The 20,670-nt window shown below is 32.9% G+C and carries 17 protein-coding genes; 13 read left to right on the top strand and 4 right to left on the bottom strand.

Annotated elements, in window-relative coordinates; translation table 11 throughout:
- Positions 1–111: 111 nt before the first annotated feature.
- Both ACNC7R_RS12285 and ACNC7R_RS12280 read right to left on the bottom strand, forming a co-directional pair.
- Positions 112–477, bottom strand: a complete 366-nt coding sequence (locus ACNC7R_RS12285; protein ID WP_417941375.1) for a T9SS type A sorting domain-containing protein — start codon at positions 475–477, stop codon at positions 112–114.
- Positions 478–821: 344 nt separating this feature from the next.
- Entirely contained in the window at positions 822–1,226 is a 405-nt protein-coding gene (locus ACNC7R_RS12280) for a T9SS type A sorting domain-containing protein (RefSeq protein ID WP_417941374.1), read from the bottom strand.
- A 773-nt stretch (positions 1,227–1,999) separates the two neighbouring features.
- Here ACNC7R_RS12280 and ACNC7R_RS12275 point away from each other — a divergent pair.
- The 3 genes from ACNC7R_RS12275 to ACNC7R_RS12265 all read left to right on the top strand — a co-directional run bounded on the left by ACNC7R_RS12275 (position 2,000) and on the right by ACNC7R_RS12265 (position 4,476).
- Positions 2,000–2,872: an AraC family transcriptional regulator gene (locus tag ACNC7R_RS12275; RefSeq protein ID WP_417941373.1), complete on the top strand. Its 873-nt coding sequence runs from the start codon at positions 2,000–2,002 to the stop codon at positions 2,870–2,872.
- Positions 2,873–2,992: 120 nt separating this feature from the next.
- Positions 2,993–3,859, top strand: coding sequence for an alpha/beta hydrolase (locus tag ACNC7R_RS12270; protein WP_417941372.1), 867 nt, complete (start codon positions 2,993–2,995; stop codon positions 3,857–3,859).
- Between the two features lie 89 nt (positions 3,860–3,948).
- Entirely contained in the window at positions 3,949–4,476 is a 528-nt protein-coding gene (locus ACNC7R_RS12265; protein ID WP_417941371.1) for a hypothetical protein, read from the top strand.
- Positions 4,477–4,544: 68 nt separating this feature from the next.
- Here ACNC7R_RS12265 and ACNC7R_RS12260 read toward each other — a convergent pair whose 3' ends face one another.
- Positions 4,545–5,513 (bottom strand): TerC family protein, encoded by a 969-nt coding sequence (locus ACNC7R_RS12260; protein WP_417941370.1) that lies wholly within the window; start codon positions 5,511–5,513, stop codon positions 4,545–4,547.
- A 229-nt stretch (positions 5,514–5,742) separates the two neighbouring features.
- A complete protein-coding gene (locus tag ACNC7R_RS12255) occupies positions 5,743–6,759 on the bottom strand; it encodes a glutamine synthetase beta-grasp domain-containing protein (protein WP_417941369.1) in 1,017 nt (338 codons plus the stop codon).
- A 429-nt stretch (positions 6,760–7,188) separates the two neighbouring features.
- On the opposite strand from ACNC7R_RS12255, the gene ACNC7R_RS12250 reads away from it, so the two are divergent.
- The 10 genes from ACNC7R_RS12250 to ACNC7R_RS12205 all read left to right on the top strand — a co-directional run bounded on the left by ACNC7R_RS12250 (position 7,189) and on the right by ACNC7R_RS12205 (position 20,549).
- The gene (locus ACNC7R_RS12250) at positions 7,189–9,378 is read left to right on the top strand and encodes a glutamine synthetase III (protein WP_417941368.1); all 2,190 of its coding nucleotides are present in this window, start codon (positions 7,189–7,191) and stop codon (positions 9,376–9,378) included.
- Positions 9,379–9,522: 144 nt separating this feature from the next.
- Positions 9,523–12,123: a T9SS type A sorting domain-containing protein gene (locus tag ACNC7R_RS12245; protein WP_417941367.1), complete on the top strand. Its 2,601-nt coding sequence runs from the start codon at positions 9,523–9,525 to the stop codon at positions 12,121–12,123.
- A gap of 380 nt (positions 12,124–12,503) precedes the next feature.
- Positions 12,504–14,417: a tetratricopeptide repeat protein gene (locus ACNC7R_RS12240; protein WP_417941366.1), complete on the top strand. Its 1,914-nt coding sequence runs from the start codon at positions 12,504–12,506 to the stop codon at positions 14,415–14,417.
- A gap of 70 nt (positions 14,418–14,487) precedes the next feature.
- The gene (locus tag ACNC7R_RS12235) at positions 14,488–15,441 is read left to right on the top strand and encodes a hypothetical protein (protein ID WP_417941365.1); all 954 of its coding nucleotides are present in this window, start codon (positions 14,488–14,490) and stop codon (positions 15,439–15,441) included.
- Between the two features lie 44 nt (positions 15,442–15,485).
- Positions 15,486–16,547 (top strand): PQQ-binding-like beta-propeller repeat protein, encoded by a 1,062-nt coding sequence (locus ACNC7R_RS12230; protein ID WP_417941364.1) that lies wholly within the window; start codon positions 15,486–15,488, stop codon positions 16,545–16,547.
- 18 nt (positions 16,548–16,565) lie between these two features.
- Positions 16,566–17,042 (top strand): hypothetical protein, encoded by a 477-nt coding sequence (locus tag ACNC7R_RS12225; protein ID WP_417941363.1) that lies wholly within the window; start codon positions 16,566–16,568, stop codon positions 17,040–17,042.
- The gene (locus ACNC7R_RS12220; RefSeq protein WP_417941362.1) at positions 17,043–17,795 is read left to right on the top strand and encodes a hypothetical protein; all 753 of its coding nucleotides are present in this window, start codon (positions 17,043–17,045) and stop codon (positions 17,793–17,795) included.
- A 195-nt stretch (positions 17,796–17,990) separates the two neighbouring features.
- Positions 17,991–19,160, top strand: a complete 1,170-nt coding sequence (locus ACNC7R_RS12215) for a hypothetical protein (RefSeq protein WP_417941361.1) — start codon at positions 17,991–17,993, stop codon at positions 19,158–19,160.
- A 330-nt stretch (positions 19,161–19,490) separates the two neighbouring features.
- Entirely contained in the window at positions 19,491–19,883 is a 393-nt protein-coding gene (locus ACNC7R_RS12210) for a hypothetical protein (protein WP_417941360.1), read from the top strand.
- A complete protein-coding gene (locus tag ACNC7R_RS12205; protein ID WP_417941359.1) occupies positions 19,884–20,549 on the top strand; it encodes a hypothetical protein in 666 nt (221 codons plus the stop codon).
- Positions 20,550–20,670: the final 121 nt, after the last annotated feature.

Raw genomic sequence — 20,670 nt, 5'->3', positions numbered from 1 at the left:
AAAAACCGTTAAGTTTTAAACTTTACTAACTATCTAACCTCATTTTTATACTTATATGAAAAGCATAAACTTTTTAGCGTACTGCTACGCTTATATTTTAACAGAAGAATTCTATTTGTAAATTGTTGAAATCGCTTTTGATGATAAAGCTACTTTATTGTAAGAAACAGTAATTTCGTGTTTTGTTGTTTTTACACTATCTTCTATTTTTAAGATATATGTTCCTTCCGGGAAACCTTCAAAGGTGATTCTCTTTAAGATTCCATCCTTACCTGAAGCATTTTCAGAATAAAGTACCGTTCCGTCCTGGTCATAGATTACTAATTTTGCTTCTGTTACTCTGTTTAATCCAAAGGTAACCTCATTGCGATTTTCTTTAATTACATGTAGAATGTAATCATTACCGTCAATTGCATAACTACTTATTCCTGAAAAAAGTACTACTGCTACTAAGCTTAATTTTAAGATATTTTTCATGATTATATTTTTTAAATTATTATTCTGATTTTATACTGCTAAATTACTGCAACTATACAGTAAAGTACACAACTGTATTTTCTGATATGTGTGCTGTATTCTCATTTACGAAACCGTTATAGGTTAAAATTTGAATTATTTATATCGATAATGTTAATTTGATGTTTATTTAACAAACTTTAAAAATCAATTACAGAGTTGAAATTGGGTTACTTTTGATCATAAATTAATTGTCAAAAAAAAACAGCTCAAGAACCACCAAGAGCTGTTTCAAAAACCGTTAAGTTTTAAACTTTACTAACTATCTAACCTCATTTTTATACTTTATGAAAGTATAAACTTTTCTAGCGTACTGCTACGCTTGTATTTTCTGCAGAAAATCCTGCTTTATAAACTGAAGAAACTGCTTTTGCTGATAATACTGTAGTATTACTAGTAATCGTAATTTCATGTTTTGTTGTTTTTACGTTGTCTTCTATTTCTAAGAAATAAGTTCCTTCTGGAAATTCTTCAAAGCTGAAAGTTCTTAAGATTCCGTGTTTTCCAGAAGCTTTTTCAGAATAGATCAAATTACCATTTGCATCATAAATCGATAAGTATGCTTTTGTAGTGTTGTTTAATCCAAAAGTAATTTCTTTACCGTTTTCTTTAATTACATGAAGAACGTAATCTTTACCATCAATTGCATAAGTACTTGTTCCTGCAAAAAGTAACGCTGCTACTACACTTAATCTAACTATCTTTTTCATGATCTATAATTTTAAATTATTGTTCCGATTTCTACAGTGCTAAATTACTTCAACAGAGTGCAGAAATGTACAACTATATTTTCTGATATATATGCTATATTCTCATTTACGAAACCGTTATATGTTAAAATTTAAATTATTCTTGGTATTTTGGCTTTTATGATTATTATTTTTCAAATTTTTTTGATAAAATACGGATATGAAATCTAAACCCCTTTAATTATTACTATATCTCAATTTTTGTAAGAAAAAAAATATGTTTATAATAATTTTTATGTGTCCTTTCGTTAGCGAAAATGCAATTAGATAGGATTTTAAAAGTGTTTTATTGAAGAAAAGTATTGAAAATGGAGAAAACCGGGGTAATTTGAGAATAAAATCTCTCAGTGTGTATAATAACTGTTTTTTTAAAACGGATGAAAATGATGGCTATTAATGTAAACTTGTTTTTTAAAATATTTTGTCCTTAAAAAGCTTAAGTATTCAGTTTTATTGGTGTATGATTTGATTGAATATTCAAAGTGAAAAATAACTAGCTTTCCATTTGCTTATACTATATGAATGTCAAGGTATTCTAATTTTTTTTTATATTTTAGTTTTTAAATCAATAGCCTGATTGTTTGATGCTGAATTGTTTTATCTGTAAAAGATTCTATATGATAAGGTCTGATTTTTTGATGTTATATTCTTATTTACGAAAGCGTTGTAGGTTAAAATCTGTATTATTTTAGGTATTTTTGTTAATTTTGTTTTTATTATTTAATCTTTGAGAAATGAAACCAATTGCCCCAGCTCTTGAGATAATATCAAACTCATACGGAAGTTCTTTTACCTATACCAAACATGCGCAGAAGACAAATAGTAAATCGCACCTATTGCATTACCATCCCGAAATTGAAATTGTCTTTGTAAATGGTGGTGCAGGGAAGAGGCAGATAGGAAGCCATATTTCTTATTATACCAACGGTTCTCTTATTCTGATAGGTTCTAATCTCCCACATTGTGGTTTTACAAACGAAAAAACAGGTAATAAAGATGAAACCGTGATTCATTTCAAACCGGATTTTTTGGGGAATGACTTTTTTGGTATTCCCGAAATGAAAAAGATTCAAAAACTGCTCGAACAGGCTAAAGCTGGAATTGCATTTGGTGGCGAAACAAAAAAAATAATAGGAACCAGAATGGAATTGATGGAGAATAAATCTCCGTTTGAGCGTTTTCTGACTCTTTTAAGTATTTTAAAAGATCTGGCATCTTCTGAAGAATATACTATTCTAAACGCAGACGGATTCCTGATGGAAATGCAGGTGCCGGACAATGACCGAATGAATGTAGTGTTTAGTTATGTAAAAGATCATTTTCAGGAGCCTATTTCTGTAGATGAAATTTCGAAACTGGTGAGTATGACAACACCTTCTTTCTGTCGTTATTTTAAAAAAATATCCAATAAAACCTTTACCGAGTTTGTAAATGAGTACCGTTTGGTTCATGCCTCGAAGCTTTTGGCAGAAAAACCTATTAGTATAAATGAGGTTTGTTATGAAAGCGGATTTAATAATTTCAGTCATTTCAGTAAGTCCTTTAAGCAATATACAGGCAAAAGTGCATCAGAATACAGACAGGAGCATAGGGCTACGATTATGTAAAGATTCATTTTATAGCGTATAAAACGTAACCATCAATTTAGCTGATGGTTTTTTTATGTCTTTTTTGAACTTAAAGATTTATATTTATGATTCATAAAAAACTTAAAACTATAAAAAACGATGAAACATTTTAAAATACTGCTTTTCGCCTGTATGATTAGTATTGGAAGTTCGTATGCTGCGAAAGTTGATACGCTCGAAGTTGCCAGTGCGGCAATGAATAAAACCTATAAAGCCGCTGTTGTATTGCCTAGTTCGTATGCTAAAAGCAAAACAACATTTCCTGTCATGTATTTATTACACGGTGCTTACGGACATTTTGGTGACTGGCTGAAAAATACACCGAATAAAGAGCTTGTAAAAAATCTGGCAGACCAATATAATATGATTATTGTAATGCCCGAAGGCGAAACGTTTAGTTTTTATATCGACAGTCCGGTGAATACAGGAAGCCAGTTTGAAACCTTTGTGACTAAAGAAGTGATTCAGAAAGTGGATAAGACATACAGAACCATTGCAAATAAAAATGGGCGTGTCATAACAGGCCTCTCCATGGGTGGTCATGGGGCATTGTACCTTTCTGCCAGAAATCCTGATTTATTTTGTGCTGCCGGAAGCATGAGCGGGGCGGTTGATATGAGTGTTATGCTGAATCGGGATTCTCCTGCTCAGGTTCTTAAATTAATTGAGCCCGTTTTTGGTGATAAGAGTAATGATATAAAAATGTATGAGCAGCACGCGGTTTTAAATATGATTGATAAAATAAAAGCCAATAAACTGCCACTGATTATTGACTGCGGCATAGATGATTTTTTGATTGAACCGAATAAAGAATTGCACAGAAGGCTGGTATATAATAAGGTAGAGCATGATTATACGGAAAGGCCCGGCGCTCATACCTGGGAATATTGGGATAATGCATTGCCGTATCATGTATTATTTTTTAATAAAATACTGCTTAAAAATCAAGATATTACGAGTAAATAAGTAAAAATATTCGCAAAGAATGCGTTAAAAGTTTTTTTTGGTTTGATTTTTGGAATACCTTTAAGTATAAACTTTAAAATTTAAAAAATATGAAAAAGATATTGACACTTTTCGCAGTTGTTGGATTGATAGCATTTACAAGCTGTGAAGGGCCAGAAGGGCCTCCGGGGTTGGATGGGTTAAAAGGAGAACCTGGTTATGTTAGTGAAGTATTTGAACTTCAAAATGTAAATTTTAGTTTTAATGCTAATGAATATAAAATTTATCGACAATTGAATCCAGTAATAGCTGATTCAGATGTAGTTTTGATATATAGATTAGCAGGAACAATTAATTCTAATACTCCTATTTGGCAATTGATTCCAAGAACTATTTATTTATCAAATAATCGTGAATTAGATTATGATTTTGATTTCAGTAGACAGGATTTTACAATTTATGCTGGAGGGAACTATGATGAATCTACAACACCAGATTTATTAAATAATCAAACGTTTAGAATTGTTATAGTGCCTGGAAGTTTTTCTGATAAGTCTGTTAATAAACCTGATTATTCAGATTATAATGCCGTTATCAAAAAATATAATATTGACGACAGTAATGTTCAAAAATTATAATAACAACTTATTCATAAAAAAAGGAAATCGAAAGATTTCCTTTTTTTATGAATTTACTTTTTCAAAATTTATTCTGGATCTAAATCACTCAATTCTTTTTCCTCTCCAAATTTTAAAGAAACCAAAATCCCAACTAAAAGGGAAAGAGCAATAAATACTAAAGAAGCCCATTCCGGAACGTGTATATAATCGTGCAGCAGCATTTTTAATCCTACGAAAGCTAAAATAGCTACCAGACTGTATTCCAGATAACTGAATTTTGCCAGCATATTGGCTAAAAAGAAGTACATAGAACGCAATCCTAAAATGGCAAAAATATTAGAACTGAATACCAAAAATGGGTCTGATGTGATAGCCAGAATTGCCGGAACGCTGTCAACAGCAAATAAAATATCCATCACTTCTATCACTATTAGAGCAACAAATAACGGAGTAGCGGCTTTTTTTGCTGTTTTAGTAGGAATGAAAAATTTTTCGCCATCTGTTTCAGAAGTGATTGGTATTACTTTTCCTAATGTTTTATAAATGAATGAATCTTTTGGCTGAAAATCTTCATCTTCGCCAGAGAAGAGCATTTTTATAGCGGTAAAAATCAGGAAAATTCCAAATATATAAGTAGTCCATGTAAATTTATTAATTAACATTACACCAAAGAAGATCATTAATCCGCGAAAAACAATTGCACCCAAAATTCCCCAGAATAAAACACGATGCTGGTATTTTTGCGGTATTTTGAAAGAAGCAAAAATGATGGCAATTACAAATATATTATCGACACTTAAAGAAAGTTCAATCAAATACCCTGTAATAAATTTCATTGAAGCAACTGCGGGTTCAAGTTTATCAGGATTCGCAATATAATCTGTGGTGTAAAGCCAGTAAATTACTCCTGAAAAAAGAAAAGATAAGGATACCCAGATAAGTGTCCATTTGCTGGCTTCTTTTGTGCTTATAATGTGTGGTGTTTTATTGAATACACCTAAATCTAAGGCAAGAATAAAAATAACGGCCAGTAAAAAGAAAGTCCAGACTAACATGATGATTTTTTTAAGGTTTTACACAAAGATAAATCTTGAAGTTTAACCTGAGAAAGGAATTAGGTTAAACTTAACTTGAAAATTTTTATATAAAAAACCTTTATTCAATAGAACTGTTAAAGCTTTTCTGCTTCTTAGTTCTTTTTAGATGCATTATTCTATTTATATGAATAAAAAAAAGTGCCATCGTAATTGATGACACTTTTGTGAATATAAATTAAGTTTTGAATTATAGCGCTGACTTAACAGTTTTGATAATTCTTGCAGCAATTTTGTATGGATCTCCGTTTGAAGCTGGTCTTCTGTCTTCCAACCATCCTTTCCATCCTTTTTGAACCGTCATCAAAGGAATTCTGATAGAACATCCTCTGTCTGAAACTCCATAAGAGAAATCGTTGATAGAAGCAGTTTCGTGTTTACCAGTTAAACGCTGCTCGTTGTAAGCTCCGTAAACTGCAATGTGTTCTTTTGTAACAGGACGGAAAGCTTCGCAGATTTTCTCGTAAGTTTCCTGAGAACCGCAAGTTCTAAGTACTGAGTTAGAGAAGTTAGCATGCATTCCAGAACCATTCCAGTCTGTATCTCCTAGTGGTTTTGGGTGGTATTCGATATAGTAACCATATTTCTCAGTCAAACGATCTAGTAAGTAACGTGCAACCCAGATTTCATCACCTGCTTTTTTAGCTCCTTTAGCGAATAATTGGAATTCCCATTGTCCACAAGCAACCTCCTGGTTGATTCCTTCAAAGTTGATTCCGGCAGCGATACACAAATCAGCATGTTCTTCTACTAATTTTCTTCCGTGAGTGTTTTTTCCACCTACAGAACAGTAGTACATCCCTTGTGGAGCAGGATAACCTCCAACTGGGAATCCAAGTGGAAGCTGCGTTTTTGTGTCCATGATAAAGTACTCTTGTTCGAAACCAAACCAAAAATCATCATTATCATCATCAATAGTAGCTCTACCGTTAGAAGGGTGTGGCGTTCCGTCAGCATACATTACCTCACACATTACTAACCATCCGTTGATACGGGTTGGATCAGGATAAATTGCAACAGGAACCAATAAACAGTCAGAAGATCCACCTTCAGCTTGTCTTGTTGATGAACCATCAAATGACCAGTTTCCAAGTTCTTCTAATGTTCCTTTGAAATTTTCATGCTCTTCAACTTTAGTTTTACTTCTAAGATTTTGAGTTGGTTCATATCCATCTAACCAAATGTACTCTAACTTAATTTTAGCCATAATAATATAAATTAATTTTTTTGTTTTTTTTCGCTGGGTCAAATATAGATTTATTTTTCAAGCCGTAAAAATTAGGGGGTGTATTTTGTTTCAATAGATATAATTTTTTACATAAGCGCAATTTTGAATGGGGTATATTTAAAAAATAGCAATTTTTTAATGTTTTAAAAATAAATTCGTAATAAACATAGGGGTTTTTTGAATTAATTTTCATCCAAATTATGAAAAATTGTTTGTTTCTTTAGTAATATTCGTATGTTTTGTTATATTTTTTTAAAACCATTTCGGAATTCTTTAGAAAATGTACCTTTTGTTGCTAAAATGCTTTTCGAAAATCTAAAGGTTATAGTTAAAAAAGGCTTTTTTATTTTTTATATTTGTCGCTTGTATTTTTAATCAAATTATTACGAATTTTTAAAAATTATATAGATGTCAACATTACGTTTTCAGGCCTTGCAGGAAGCTTCATCAAGAAAGCCTGTGCATTTTGAGGAGATGGATAGAAAGTCAACTATTTTCGGCGCAAATGTTTTTAATGAGAAAGCAATGAAGCAGTATTTGACTTCAGATGCATTTAAAGGAGTAAGAGATGCCATTCAGCACGGCACTAAAATAGACCGTAAACTAGCTGATTATATCGCTATGGGAATGAAAGAATGGGCTTTGGCAAAAGGCGTTACGCATTATACGCACTGGTTTCAGCCGCTTACCGGAACTACAGCTGAAAAACACGATGCCTTTTTTGATATTTCGTACGATGGAAGTGATCCCGTAGAAAAATTTGGAGGTGCACAATTAGTGCAGCAGGAACCAGACGCTTCAAGTTTCCCGAATGGCGGAATCAGAAATACATTTGAAGCCAGAGGATACACGGCATGGGATCCAACCTCACCGGCTTTTATCTACGGAACAACTTTATGTATTCCTACTGTATTTATTGCTTACACAGGTGAAGCTTTAGATAATAAGATTCCGTTATTAAGAGCCTTATCAGCTATGGATGAAGCAGCGACAGAGGTTTGTAAATATTTTGACAAAAATGTCAAAAAAGTAACAGCAACCTTAGGCTGGGAGCAGGAATATTTCTTAATTGACAGGGCTTTGGCAAATTCCCGTCCTGATTTGATGATGACCGGAAGAACTTTATTGGGACATACCTCTGCTAAAGGACAGCAGTTAGACGATCACTATTTTGGATCTATTCCAACACGTGCTTTAACGTATATGAGAGATTTAGAGCAGGAATGCATGTTATTGGGCATTCCGGTAAAAACACGTCATAACGAAGTAGCGCCGAATCAGTTTGAGCTGGCTCCAATATTTGAAGAAACCAATCTTGCGGTTGACCATAACTCTTTATTGATGGATGTAATGCAGAAAGTAGCAGAGCGCCATGATTTTAAAGTTTTATTCCACGAAAAACCATTCAAAGGTGTAAATGGTTCAGGAAAACATAATAACTGGTCACTGGCAACGGATACAGGAGTTAATTTATTGAGTCCGAGTAAAACACCAATGAGCAATTTACAGTTTTTAACGTTCTTTATTAATACCATAAAAGCAGTTAACGATTATGAAACTTTGTTAAGAGCTTCTATAGCAACAGCCAGTAATGATCACAGGTTAGGGGCAAATGAAGCGCCACCGGCTATTATTTCGGTATTTATTGGAGAGCAGCTAACCAAAGTTTTAACAGAACTGGAAAGTGTTACGACGGGTAAATTATCTCCTGAAGAAAAAACCGATTTAAAACTGAATGTTGTGGGGAAAATCCCGGATGTTCTTTTGGATAATACCGATAGAAACAGAACATCTCCTTTTGCTTTTACAGGAAATAAATTCGAATTCAGAGCCGTTGGTTCAAATTCAAACTGTTCGAATGCAATGACAACCCTAAATGCTATTGTAGCGAAACAATTAAAGGACTTTAAAATTGAAGTAGACAATTTGATTGATACCAAAGGGTTGAAAAAAGACGAAGCTATTTTCAACGTTTTGAGAGAATACATAAAAGAGTCCAAAAAAATCCTTTTTGAGGGTGACGGTTATAGCGATGCCTGGGAAAAAGAAGCTGCGAAAAGAGGTTTAAGTAACTTTAAAACTACACCGGAAGCTATTAAAGCCAAAGTGTCTAAACAGGCCTTAGACTTATTTCAAGAATTAGGTATTTTAAATCATGTTGAAGCTGAAGCACGGTATGAAATAGAATTAGAGGAATACACTAAAAAAATTCAGATTGAAGGTAGGGTTTTAGGTGATATTGCCAGAAATCATGTGATTCCGACTGCCATTCGTTATCAAAACACTTTAATTGAAAATGTAAAAGGACTGAAAGAAATTTTTGGCAAGGAATTCGAAACTATTGCCAAAGAACAAATCATTCTGATTAAAGAAATCTCAGGTCATATTGAAGGAATCAATTCAAAAGTTGAGGCGATGACGAATGAAAGAAAAACAGCAAATAATTTAACAGATGCGCAAAAAATGGCTGAGGCTTATTGTAATAAAGTGAAACCATATTTTGAAGATATCCGTAATCATTGCGATAAGCTTGAATTATTGGTAGATGATGAAAGCTGGACGCTGACTAAATACCGAGAGCTTCTGCTTACGAAATAAAAAATAATTGACTCTATTATTGAAATGCCTTTCCAGTTTTCGGAAAGGCATTTTTTTATTTCTGATTTTAGAGGGGTAACAATTGTAAGTTTAATTTGATATAGAGTTGTATTTACCACTTTATTAACCTCAAAACATTTTACTATGAAAACAATTGTACGTCTCATTACAGCAGTACTCGTTTTAATGTCAGGATCTGTTTCTGCACAGAAATATCAGGATACATTAATAACGGTCAGAAATGTCAGATTGCATTATGAATATGATGTAAGCTGGTCCAAAGAAGTTAAAACCAGAAATATTGATGAATTTATTAAAAATCAATCGGAACCTTCGATTAAATCTTCTGCACAGATTCAGTCTATTCTGCAAAATATAAAATTGTCTAAAAATCCATGTGCAAATTCTGGATTTGAAAGTGGTTACAGCGGATGGACCGGATTGAGCCTTAAACACGGAGTTACTACACTTCCTATTGAAAACGGCTTGACACTAAATCCGGGTGTTTCAGTATTGCCTTTTACGGGTACAGCATCTGGACAAAATTTTACTTCAATAGAAACAACAGGAACAGATGCCCTTTTATTAGCATCGACTCCTTCATTTTCAATGTCTAAAACAGCACCGGGTTCTACTGGTACACAATCAATTCGTTTAGGAAATGATCAGCCGGGTTATGGTGCAGAAGGGATTGCGAAGCGTTTTGTAGTAACTGCAGCAAATGCAAAATACTATTTTCAATATGCCATGGTAATGGATAAAAGTCACTCAAACCCAAACGGTAGCGCAAATGGTTCTGAAGTCTTTTTTATTGCCGAAGCGGTAGATATGGCCGGGGTAACGGTTGATAAAATGGTAGATATTGCTGCTCCTTCAAATCCTTTTATAAGTGCTACTAATACGCCTGGTGAGGGAATCAAGTACTACAGAGACTGGCGTTGCGCTTATCTGGATTTGTCAAGTCATATAGGCAGGGAAGTGGTAATTATGTTTATAAACTCAGATTGTTCTGCGGGGGGTCATAACGGCTATACCTATATTGATGAGACCTGTACAACATGTAAAAATACTTCTGAAGGGGTTATTGATTTAGATTTAAAAGGACATGATTGTATAAATCCGAAACAGACTTTTAATGGAACATTTGCTGTTCCTGAACAAGCAACAAATGTTCAGATTAGTTTTGAGATTTATCAAAACGGAACATTGCTGAATAGTATTTCTGCAACTACAGTTTCAGGTTCAAATTATTCAGTTGATGTAGCGGCAACGGATTTCCCAAACCAGACACCCGGTACTTGTTATGATGTAGTAGCAAAACTGACCTTTAATTTAGTTGACTTGAATGGAAATGTACAAACAGTTGTCCAATATTCTGCAAATCCTGTTTTAGGGGTACAATACGGACAAACAGCAGGTTTTGATAATGACATCTGTTTTTGTATCAATAATTTAGGTGCTTATTGCTGTGATTCAGAAAATCTGGTTGTAAACGGTAACTTTGAAGCTGGAAATTCAGGTTTCACAAGTGCTTATGCCTTAGATCCATCTACATATCCGGGACAATACAACGTAACGAATACTGCAGCAGCTTTTGGAGCAACAGTAACTGATCATTCATTTTGTGCTGATCCCGTAGTGTATGCATCCAATAGCAAATATCTGACAGTGAACGGAAAAACACAGCAAACTGGTTCTTCTGTAATTTGGGAACAAACAATAACCGGATTGAGAAGAGGAGAAAAATACCGTTTTTGTGCCAATTTCAAAAACATGAAACAATGTACCTTCGATATTCTTCCGAAAGTCAGATTAGAAGCAGGCAGTACAACTTCAGCTGTATTTGCAGTAAATGTGGCAACAGCTAATGCCTGCGACTGGCAAAATGCAGATCTGGTTTTTACAGCAACAGGAACCGGCGAAACCGTTCGAATTTATCTTGATGAAACGGGTAATGGTGATGGTAATGACTTAGCGATCGATGATATTTATGTAGGTGCTTTGGGTGATCCGGGGCTTGCGATTACGGTACAGCACAATGGAATCAATAATGCAATAATTGCATCGGTTAATAGTATTGCAACGTCAGATGACAGTATTAAAGGCGATTGCAGAAAATACCACTGGTATGTAGCCGAGGTTACTTCATATCCTTCTATCGTAATTAACTGGAGTACTTTTGCCCACGGAAACAACGCCGGAAGTAATTTGCCTCCTTTTGCAGGCACATCATCGCCAACTACATGGGATCTTACCACTACTTTCCCTGGTTATACTTTTGCAAACAATAAGTTGTATATAATTGGAATGTACACACCGGAATGTGATTGTTATGACAGTGGTTTTACCTATCAGTTAACCTTTAATACCACTTCTAAATCATCAACTGCTGCCGCCGGTATTACAGAAGAACAGAAAGCAGCAATTATTGATGCTATTCTAAATGGCTTAAAACCAGGCAAAACAGATGATTCATCAACTACTAATGAGCCGGACACAAAAATCAAAGAGAATGTTCAGCTTTATCCTAACCCTGTAGCAAATGAATTAACTGTTTCTGCTTTGAATGAAACAATTTCTGAAGTCGTTATTTCAGATTCAACTGGGAAAGTGATTAAAAAACAATATTTTACATCTCAAAATAGTATTGAAAAAATCAATGTTTCTAATTTACCGCAGGGACTTTATTTTGTCAAAGTAATCAGTGATAAAAATACGTATGTATCGAAACTGATTAAAGATTAAAAAAAAATAAAGTTAAATGTCAAAACGGGCTATCTAAATATTTTAGGTAGCCCGTTTTTTAAGTCATAAAATCATTATTTATAGTGATTCTTTTGGTTTGGGTAAAAATTAAATTTGCTTAAAACGATTATTATCATCCATTAGAATTGCTAAAAAAAATTAACATATCAGTCAGGGCACTAAATTTAAAGAAAGATTTTAAAGATATTCATCATACAGAAATTGTGGGAGTGAGTGGTTCCGTTGTTGATTATGCGGTGTTTTTAAATATTTGGGAAAGTGAAGAATACAAATCATTGATTTTAATAAATTAGAAATCATTAATCGATATAAGTTTTCAAAAGATAAAATAGAACTTGTTGAATTCAAATAGTTCAAAAATGAAAAAAAACTACAGTTTTTATCAAAAAACAGAAGAAGTTTATTTTAGTACAGAATTCGCTTTTCCGATAGCGGTGATCGTCATGGCTTCTATTATTACCTATGGATTGCTTTACTTTTTTGGTATAGCTTTAGCTGTGATTTTTAATGTAATTATTTCTTTTATCGGAAGTTTCTATTTCTATTATTTTGGTAAATCATCCACAGCTATTACTTTGGATTTTTTAATTCGGGTTGCATTAGTTTCTGTTTTCTTTTTATTTATGGATTATGGAGTTTTTGCGCTCGTTAAATATCAAAAAACAGACGTTTTCAATAAAATGTATTTTTATCTATGGTTAGCAATTATTTTAGGAGTTCCTCTTTTATATTATATTTTTCAATACAGCCGATACTATTATAAAGAAACAAAGGATGCAGGAACATATATAAAAGTTTACCTTACAGTGCATCATGACAGGGAATTGCTTATTGTTATTGATACGATACAGTTTGTCAATACTCTAAAACTGACTATGTCGGATATCAAATTAGAAAAGCCTGATTGTTTCTATTCGGATGCGGAATTAAAAATGATGGATGATAATAGTGTTCGGAATTATCTGGGAAAAGATGCTTTTAGAGGTTTAATTCATTTACCTTTCGATGCAGATGTACTTTTTATCTCTTGGTATTCTATTATTGAAGATAAATATTATGATATTGAAGTACCTTTTCCTTTTGAAAAAATGGTTATCGAACAGGAAAAATATCCAACAAATGTTTCAGAAGTTTTGAGAGGCAAAAAATCAAAACCGTTAAATCTGCACATTCATGCCAATGGCGGAATTAGGATTTTCAATGTTGATGAGGTTTTAATCGATCTTCCGGAAAGTATTCCGACAGTTATTTCTGAGGAAGAACGAAATAAAAAAATAGAAATCTATAGGGATTTACAAGATTATTATCGCACGCCAAAAGCTTTTGAAGAATTGATAGAAAAAATTAAATCATCTAACGGAATTGAAGAACGTTTTCTAATACAAAACAAAAAGTTTAACTGGAGTATGCATATTTCAGGTCTGAAAGGCAATAATTATTTAGATGTTTTTGATGTTTCTTTCAGTAAATACAAAACTGAAATTGCCGAATTGGATATGCCTGAATTTCGATTTTTGCCAAAAGAAATCGGAATTGTTTACAGAGGAAATTATTTGTATGACTGGCTTAATCTATACATCAATACACAGGAAATTTATCACTGTATACAAGAAATCGAGAGCGGAAATGAATGCACTCCTCTTTCTTTTGAACTTGTTTTTGAAGATTTGACAGAAACAGGTTTAAAATTCACAATCAGGTCAGGCGACAAATTTGTGATGTTTAATAATTGGAAAATTAATATCATAAAGGACCGTAAGCAAGAAATGACAGACCATCTTCTGCATATCGATGAAGATCAGCAAAAACGTGCTTTATATAAGGAAGCATGGGATTTGGTTGCCAGCAAACAATACGATCAGGCTCAGGAAAAATGCGATACGATTAAAGCAATCGACCCGGGATATGGTTTTGCTTATTTTTTGGAGGTAAGATTATTATGGTACAAAGAAGGATTTGAAGCCTGTTACGCCAAACAGGATTACTTTATTACTAAAACAAAACATGAACCTGCTGCATTGGCACACATGTACAACAATTACGGGTGTTTGTATGATCAGGAATTAAAATATCAGGAATCATTATCATATTTTGAAAAAGCGATTCTTACCAATCCAAAAGATGGAATGTATGTATGTAATCTTGCCGAGATATACTGCAAACTAAATCAGACTGGAAAAGCACTTGAAGCTGCTGAAAAGTCTAAAAAATTAGGGCACAAATCGCCAACCTTATACGCAATTTTAGAAAGTAAAGGATCACGTTATTTGTAGAAAATCATTATAAATAGTGATGTTTAGGAAAGTCAATAATAATAGATTTGACTGCCTACGAATGTCTTCTATGAAAGGATACAAATTATATAAAAAAGTAAAACCGGTCTATTGTGATTTTGAGGAATTACTGGCAAATATTATTTTGCCATTGGCGATAGCATCTTATGTTTCTTATCCCATCTTATATTTTTTGGGTGCTAAAAGCACAATTTTATTCAATGTATTTCTTGCTGTAAGCGCTAATTATTTTCATAAAGATTTAAAAAAATATTTTCCTTCTTTTAAGGATAATGCATCCGTTTTTAGGTTCGTCACTACTTGCATTTATCCTTCCTTAATCATATTCATTGTTTTAGCAATTGCTGATTTTGGATTTTATTTATTGGTTTTGTACCAAAAAAATAACGAATTCAATCTTTTTTATTTTTATTTCTGGTTAATTATTTTGTTTGGTATGCCGCTGTTTTATTATATCTTAAAAGTTGGGCAATATTATTTTACAAAGAAGTATCAGGATCTTGAATTTGTAAACATTGTACTGGCAGTTAATCATGATACGGATCATTTTTTAGCGATACATAATATTCAGTTTGTAAATTCAGTCAACAAAAAATCTTCTGATATAAAAATTACAAACAACATAGGGTTATATTCTCAAAAAGAATTTATGACAATGAAAACAAAATCAAGGCATTATTATCTAAGTAAAGAAGGATTTAGGGAGATGGTTCAGATTCCTGTTAATGCAAATTTGGTTTTATTATCATGGTTTTGTTATGTCGGGAAAAAATATTACGAAGTAGAAATTCCTTTTCCTTTTGAGAAATTTATAGAGGAGCAGGAAAAATGTTCGATAAATAAATTTAAAGAACTTAGAGGCAGGGAGACAAAACCCTTGTATCTGCATCTTTATTTAAACGGAGGTGTCAAATTTTTTTATAATGATGTGATACTAATTGATTGTCCTGAAAATAAGGAGCAACAGATTAGTGAAGAACACAAAAAAATGAAATTTGGATGAATCATAATTATTGGTAATAAGATAAATAGTAAAGGCTTTTTAAAATGAAATCAACACCTAAACAATTTGACCTTGCAAATGGAAATTATATCTTGGACATTCACGGACCTGTAAAAAAAGTAAAAGAGTTATGGAAAAGGAATTTCGAAGCCAAATCTGCTCCATTTGTTTATGAAGGTATTTTATACACCTGCGAAGATCAGACTCTATATGCTATCGATTCGAAAACAGGTAATTCTATTTGGGAGATTACAATTCCGGGACGTGCCACAATTCCGGTTTTTTATAATGATCTTCTGATTTTTGGAGGAAATTATATCGATAGTCATGTCTATGCTTTAGATAAAGGGTCAGGTAAAGAAATCTGGAAATACAGAACAGGGTCATCAACAGCACCTGTTAAAATAGCCCCTATCATTGCTGATGATTTACTTTATGTGTCAGCAGGTAAAACCATACATTGTCTTTCGATTCTTAGCGGGAAAAAAAAATGGACATTTAGTTTGAAAAAAAAATCCGGAAATACCAACATGGTTATCGCTTCCGGAAAAATATATGCTGTAACACAAGAAGTTGTAGGCAAAGAAGAATTACAATGTATAGATAACGAGCAAAAAGAATTAGTATGGAAAATAAAAACACCTGGTCTTTGGTCAAATCTTATTTATGCTGAAGGGTATTTATTTTATCTGAATACCGATGCCGAATTATGTGAAGTAAATTTAGTTACCGGAGAGGTAGTGAAATCAAAAATAGCAAATCTTACCAATCGCATAACCAATGGAAGTCTGAATTACAACAATGGAATTTTGATTATAACAGTTGCAAGTTATATCCTTGGCCTTAATTTAACCACAAACCCATGGTCTTGGCAGTGGAATTTTATGGCGAAAGCAGACATCGGCAGACCAGTTATTGCAGAGGGAAAAATCTATTTTGCTACAATGGGAGACGGAATTTATGCACTAGATGCAAATTCAGGTCAGAAATTATTTCATAAAGAGTCTGATGTAAGATCAGGCTTAGCTTGCGGAATTTATGACTCCATAATTTTTGTAGCCGGTTCAATGAGTGAAAAAGAGTTAACAGCATATACTCAATTATAATCTAAAAACAACTCTTTAATGTTAAATACGTATATTTTAACTGCCATTTTACTATTAGTAATTTTAATTCTTGTCAGAAACCGAAATTTATCGAAATTCAAATATTTGTTTCGGAATACGATTCTAAGCAACTCCAAAAAATATGAATTGACAACTGTTCTTCGGGGACGCGTGTATTATCCTCGTTATTTTTACATTCCTTCCTTAAAACAATATTTGGTGTATTCGGATGTTGATGAAACAGGCGATTTTAGAGAAGATCAAAATAAAAATAAACCCAACGGAAAAACATATTCACTACTCGATGAAAACGGAAACAGTCTTGTTGTTTTAGAAACACCTTTGTCGTTTTCTAACAGAAGCGGCTGCTTTTATGGACCGGTGTCTTATATTCCTTTATTAGAAACAGGCAAAACAAAAGCGCTTCCTTACGATCAAATACATAACACAACTCTGGATCTGGGACGCAGGGATTTTGAAAAGCTTTTTATATAATTGTACACATCATCTGAGTACATAGAGTTTATTAATCTTCGGGTGCTTGGCGACCAGATTCATGAAGCAGGTGTAGTTTTCAGACGTCAGGGTAAAATTGAGATTTTGCTTTCAGGAGTAAGAGACAGTCGAATGATTTGTCGGTTTCAGGAAGATAGGATCACCAATAATTTTGAAGATTATTATCTGCCTGATATTTCAAATAAAGAAACTTTTCCGCAATCAGAGCCAGAAATCGAAATGATCAGACTGCAAACCACTAATATTAATCCATTTGTACACTGGAGAATAGGTTTCAATCGTGAGTTTAATATAGAGAACTATAAAAATAAATATTCGGAAGGATTGCAGGGCGCTGGAAGGTATGGCTGTATACCAATTTATATACTTGGTGAATCCGTGGGTACTGCTTATGTTGGCTTTAAGACAAAAGGAGAAACTTTCAGGATTAAAGTTTTAGAAGTAGCAAAAATTAGTTTTGTACCGGCTTATAATTTAGGCCTTCGTACTTTTCAGGTACCCAAACAGCATCAGACTAAAAGGTCACTGGTATTTATGGAATCGGTACAAAATGGTGGTAGCAACCGTATGGGCGGCGGAGTTTTTGTGGTTCGTCCAACGATAAATAGGAATCCATCAGCTGATCTCCCTCAGGATATGAAAGAGAAAGAATTTAATAAGCTGCCCCTCAAATTACAATGGGAAATATTAAATCCGGTTAGTGGCAGCTATCAAAAAAATAAGAAAAATTAGCTAGCTTATCAAAATTTAAAAGAATTTCTGAACTGAAAAAAAAGATTGAAAACGTTTTCCGTCAACTTTCTGTTTCATCATGCTTCTCAATTAAACTGGGTAAAACTAAATAAATTGTCAATTGAAACGTTAACTGTATGTGGGGAAAACATAAGGAAGAAATTAGAGGCAGACCATAATTGAGACTTAATAAATATGAACAATACATTATACGCCAAAATACAGGAAGAATTTAATCACATTGCAGATACGTTTATAGAAAAAGAGATTGATGTATTAGCAGATGAAAATCTAATTACAATTCGGTCAAAATATAACCTTTACGATATCCAGCCTTATTTTGCAGAACTGACTAATAACGTATTAGCAAAAGATGCAAAACTGACAATCGAATCTGAAGAAGATTTTGATCCGGAAACGGATGATCTGTACGAATACAAAATCAGTTTCGAAAGCAGAAAGACTTATCTTAAAAGAGAGCACTACGGCGGCGGTGTATTTTATAGTACGCTTTATGAATACACAGAGGAATATCACAAAAGTTTTTCGGTATACCAAAATAAAGAGACTGTAAAAGCGATCAACCTTAGTTATCTCTATTTAAAAAACGGGCTGCCTAATCAGTTTATAGAATGTACAGAATATGGTATTTCACTTAAATCCTATACTTGCGAAAACGGAATCATTAAAAATTATAAACTGGAATGGCCTCAACATAATCATCATTGTATAGGAGAATTGATTTTTGATACTAAAAGAAATTTGGAAATGATTACAGAAACAGCTTCAGATGGAAGGGTTCGTATTTTGTTTGATGCCAAAGTTTCGACTAAAAACATTGAAGAAGTTTTGGCACAATTAGAAACGTTTTTGGTAGAAAACATAGCAGATCAGATTCTTGAAAAAGTAAAAATAGAAGAACCTGTTTATTGTATATTGTTTGAATATACCATGCAGGGGCCTTTTCCGCCAACAATTGCTTTTGGCATAACCTCAGAAGTAGAGGGCAATTTTGAAGATAAAGAATTATATGAACTTTACTATGCGCCTGATATGATATATTTTTCTGAGAATGAAGAACCGAATTTAGTTGATATTAATTTTTATCCCGTTAATATTCAACCATTTTATTTGATTACCACTTCGTATGGAGAAAATATCCCATGGCAGGATGAAGAAGCATGCAGGATATGGGAAAAGCAGGTATTTGATACTTATTTAAGGGTTTGCAAGCGGTTAATGCATTTTGATTTTTCGAAATCCTTTACAAAAACAGAAAACTTTTTGGTAATGGCACGTGATTTTGAACAATGTAATGAAGATGATTTCTATCAAAATATGCTGCTTTACAGAACCAAAAAATAAATCAGCGATACTAAATTTTAATTTTCTCTCCAGATGTACATTCTTTTGCACAACTCACATTTTATAAAACTTCCTTTCCAGAAATGATTTTTGAAAAAAGTGAATGGATTCATGTTTAAAAGTATGATCCTTTCTATTTGGGGCTTGTTTTAGGCACTCAGGATTATAACGTGTTCATGAATCATATAATAAAGGATCTGTGTAACGGAATGAACACTAAAAAAAGGATATCTTGAAATGTAAAATCATTATTTATAGTGACTTTTTGTAAAAATCACAAGATTAGATTTGTATTATAAATTTTATAATAAATAATAAAAAATGTAAATCATGGGATTAGCCGAAAAACGTTTAGCAGAATCAATTAAAGTTGAAAAACTTCCTGAATTTGAAGCAAAATTAAAAGACAAGGCAGGGTACGATATAAAAGTAGATATTGACTGGAATACTTTTACAGCTTTTAATCAATATCCACTTGAAAGATTAGATATTGTTTTTGATGATTTGGAATCATTTGTAAAAAAAATATGTGCTGATGATATGGGTAAAGAAGCTTTAAAAGAAAAACTTACCACTATTCATTTGACCAACACGGAAAATAATGATGAGGTAGCAATGGAACTAAAAGACAATACTTTGTATTTGACACATCAGCTGGTTCAGGCTTCTTTTAGCTCACAAACCGATTCTCAGATTGCTGATTACGTAGAAAAGTTGCTGTAAATGATTATTGAGTCTTATAAAAAGAATCTTTTCATTGAATTTTCAGGTTGGTTTATCAAACTTGCTGATTTTGCTGATAAGGCTGAAGACGTTTACAGTTTGCCTAAACTTGAGCTGGTATTGCATACAGGGAATGTTATTCGGGGATGTATTATTGGATATGACAGAACCAGGCAGGAAAAACTATTGATGGTAATAGGAATTCCTGATTCAAATCAAAAATCTGAAGTTACATTGGTTCCGGGATCTCAGGTGGCAGCGATAACATTTATGGATGCCAATGAAACGTTAAGAATACTTGAACCTAATGCTACAATTAGTGAGTTAGAATTAAAACGTACAGCCAAAAAAGTTGAAGAAGATTTAGAAAAATGTACTGCGTCTAAAATCAATCTTATTTTAGAGACAGATGGTTATCCTGAAGAAAACAGAATGCTTGTTTTGGAAACGATTAAATTCCTTCCATCAATTTTTGAATCGCTGACAAATGACGAATTAGGAAAAAAAGCAGTAGCAGAAAATATAGAAAAGATCAAAATTTCCATAGCTGAAGCGGATTCTACAATTTTAGAAAACAAAGAACTGCAAATCACTGTAAGTGTGGGCTACAAATTTCCACATAAAGAAAAAGAAAGAATCAAAAAAGAAATTGAAAGTGTTTTGTAATTAATTTTCTTTAATTGAATGTAAAAGGGGCATTTTGAAATTATTTTCAGAGTGTCCCTTTTTGTTTGAAAATCATTATGACTTTTACTATAAATCATTATTTATAGTGATGTGTAAACTT

This window comes from Flavobacterium adiutor (assembly GCF_048282555.1).
GTDB lineage: Bacteria > Bacteroidota > Bacteroidia > Flavobacteriales > Flavobacteriaceae > Flavobacterium.
Note: the sequence above shows the minus strand (reverse complement) of the source record. Positions and strands in the feature narration are given on the sequence as shown.

Coding starts and splice junctions, on each gene's coding strand:
- ACNC7R_RS12225 (WP_417941363.1), top strand. CDS start 16,566: ATGTTAAATACGTATATTTTAACTGCCATTTTACTATTAGTAATTTTA.
- ACNC7R_RS12230 (WP_417941364.1), top strand. CDS start 15,486: ATGAAATCAACACCTAAACAATTTGACCTTGCAAATGGAAATTATATC.
- ACNC7R_RS12235 (WP_417941365.1), top strand. CDS start 14,488: ATGAAAGGATACAAATTATATAAAAAAGTAAAACCGGTCTATTGTGAT.
- ACNC7R_RS12270 (WP_417941372.1), top strand. CDS start 2,993: ATGAAACATTTTAAAATACTGCTTTTCGCCTGTATGATTAGTATTGGA.
- ACNC7R_RS12210 (WP_417941360.1), top strand. CDS start 19,491: ATGGGATTAGCCGAAAAACGTTTAGCAGAATCAATTAAAGTTGAAAAA.
- ACNC7R_RS12240 (WP_417941366.1), top strand. CDS start 12,504: ATGAAAAAAAACTACAGTTTTTATCAAAAAACAGAAGAAGTTTATTTT.
- ACNC7R_RS12265 (WP_417941371.1), top strand. CDS start 3,949: ATGAAAAAGATATTGACACTTTTCGCAGTTGTTGGATTGATAGCATTT.
- ACNC7R_RS12205 (WP_417941359.1), top strand. CDS start 19,884: ATGATTATTGAGTCTTATAAAAAGAATCTTTTCATTGAATTTTCAGGT.
- ACNC7R_RS12255 (WP_417941369.1), bottom strand. CDS start 6,759: ATGGCTAAAATTAAGTTAGAGTACATTTGGTTAGATGGATATGAACCA.
- ACNC7R_RS12245 (WP_417941367.1), top strand. CDS start 9,523: ATGAAAACAATTGTACGTCTCATTACAGCAGTACTCGTTTTAATGTCA.
- ACNC7R_RS12280 (WP_417941374.1), bottom strand. CDS start 1,226: ATGAAAAAGATAGTTAGATTAAGTGTAGTAGCAGCGTTACTTTTTGCA.
- ACNC7R_RS12215 (WP_417941361.1), top strand. CDS start 17,991: ATGAACAATACATTATACGCCAAAATACAGGAAGAATTTAATCACATT.
- ACNC7R_RS12260 (WP_417941370.1), bottom strand. CDS start 5,513: ATGTTAGTCTGGACTTTCTTTTTACTGGCCGTTATTTTTATTCTTGCC.
- ACNC7R_RS12250 (WP_417941368.1), top strand. CDS start 7,189: ATGTCAACATTACGTTTTCAGGCCTTGCAGGAAGCTTCATCAAGAAAG.
- ACNC7R_RS12285 (WP_417941375.1), bottom strand. CDS start 477: ATGAAAAATATCTTAAAATTAAGCTTAGTAGCAGTAGTACTTTTTTCA.
- ACNC7R_RS12275 (WP_417941373.1), top strand. CDS start 2,000: ATGAAACCAATTGCCCCAGCTCTTGAGATAATATCAAACTCATACGGA.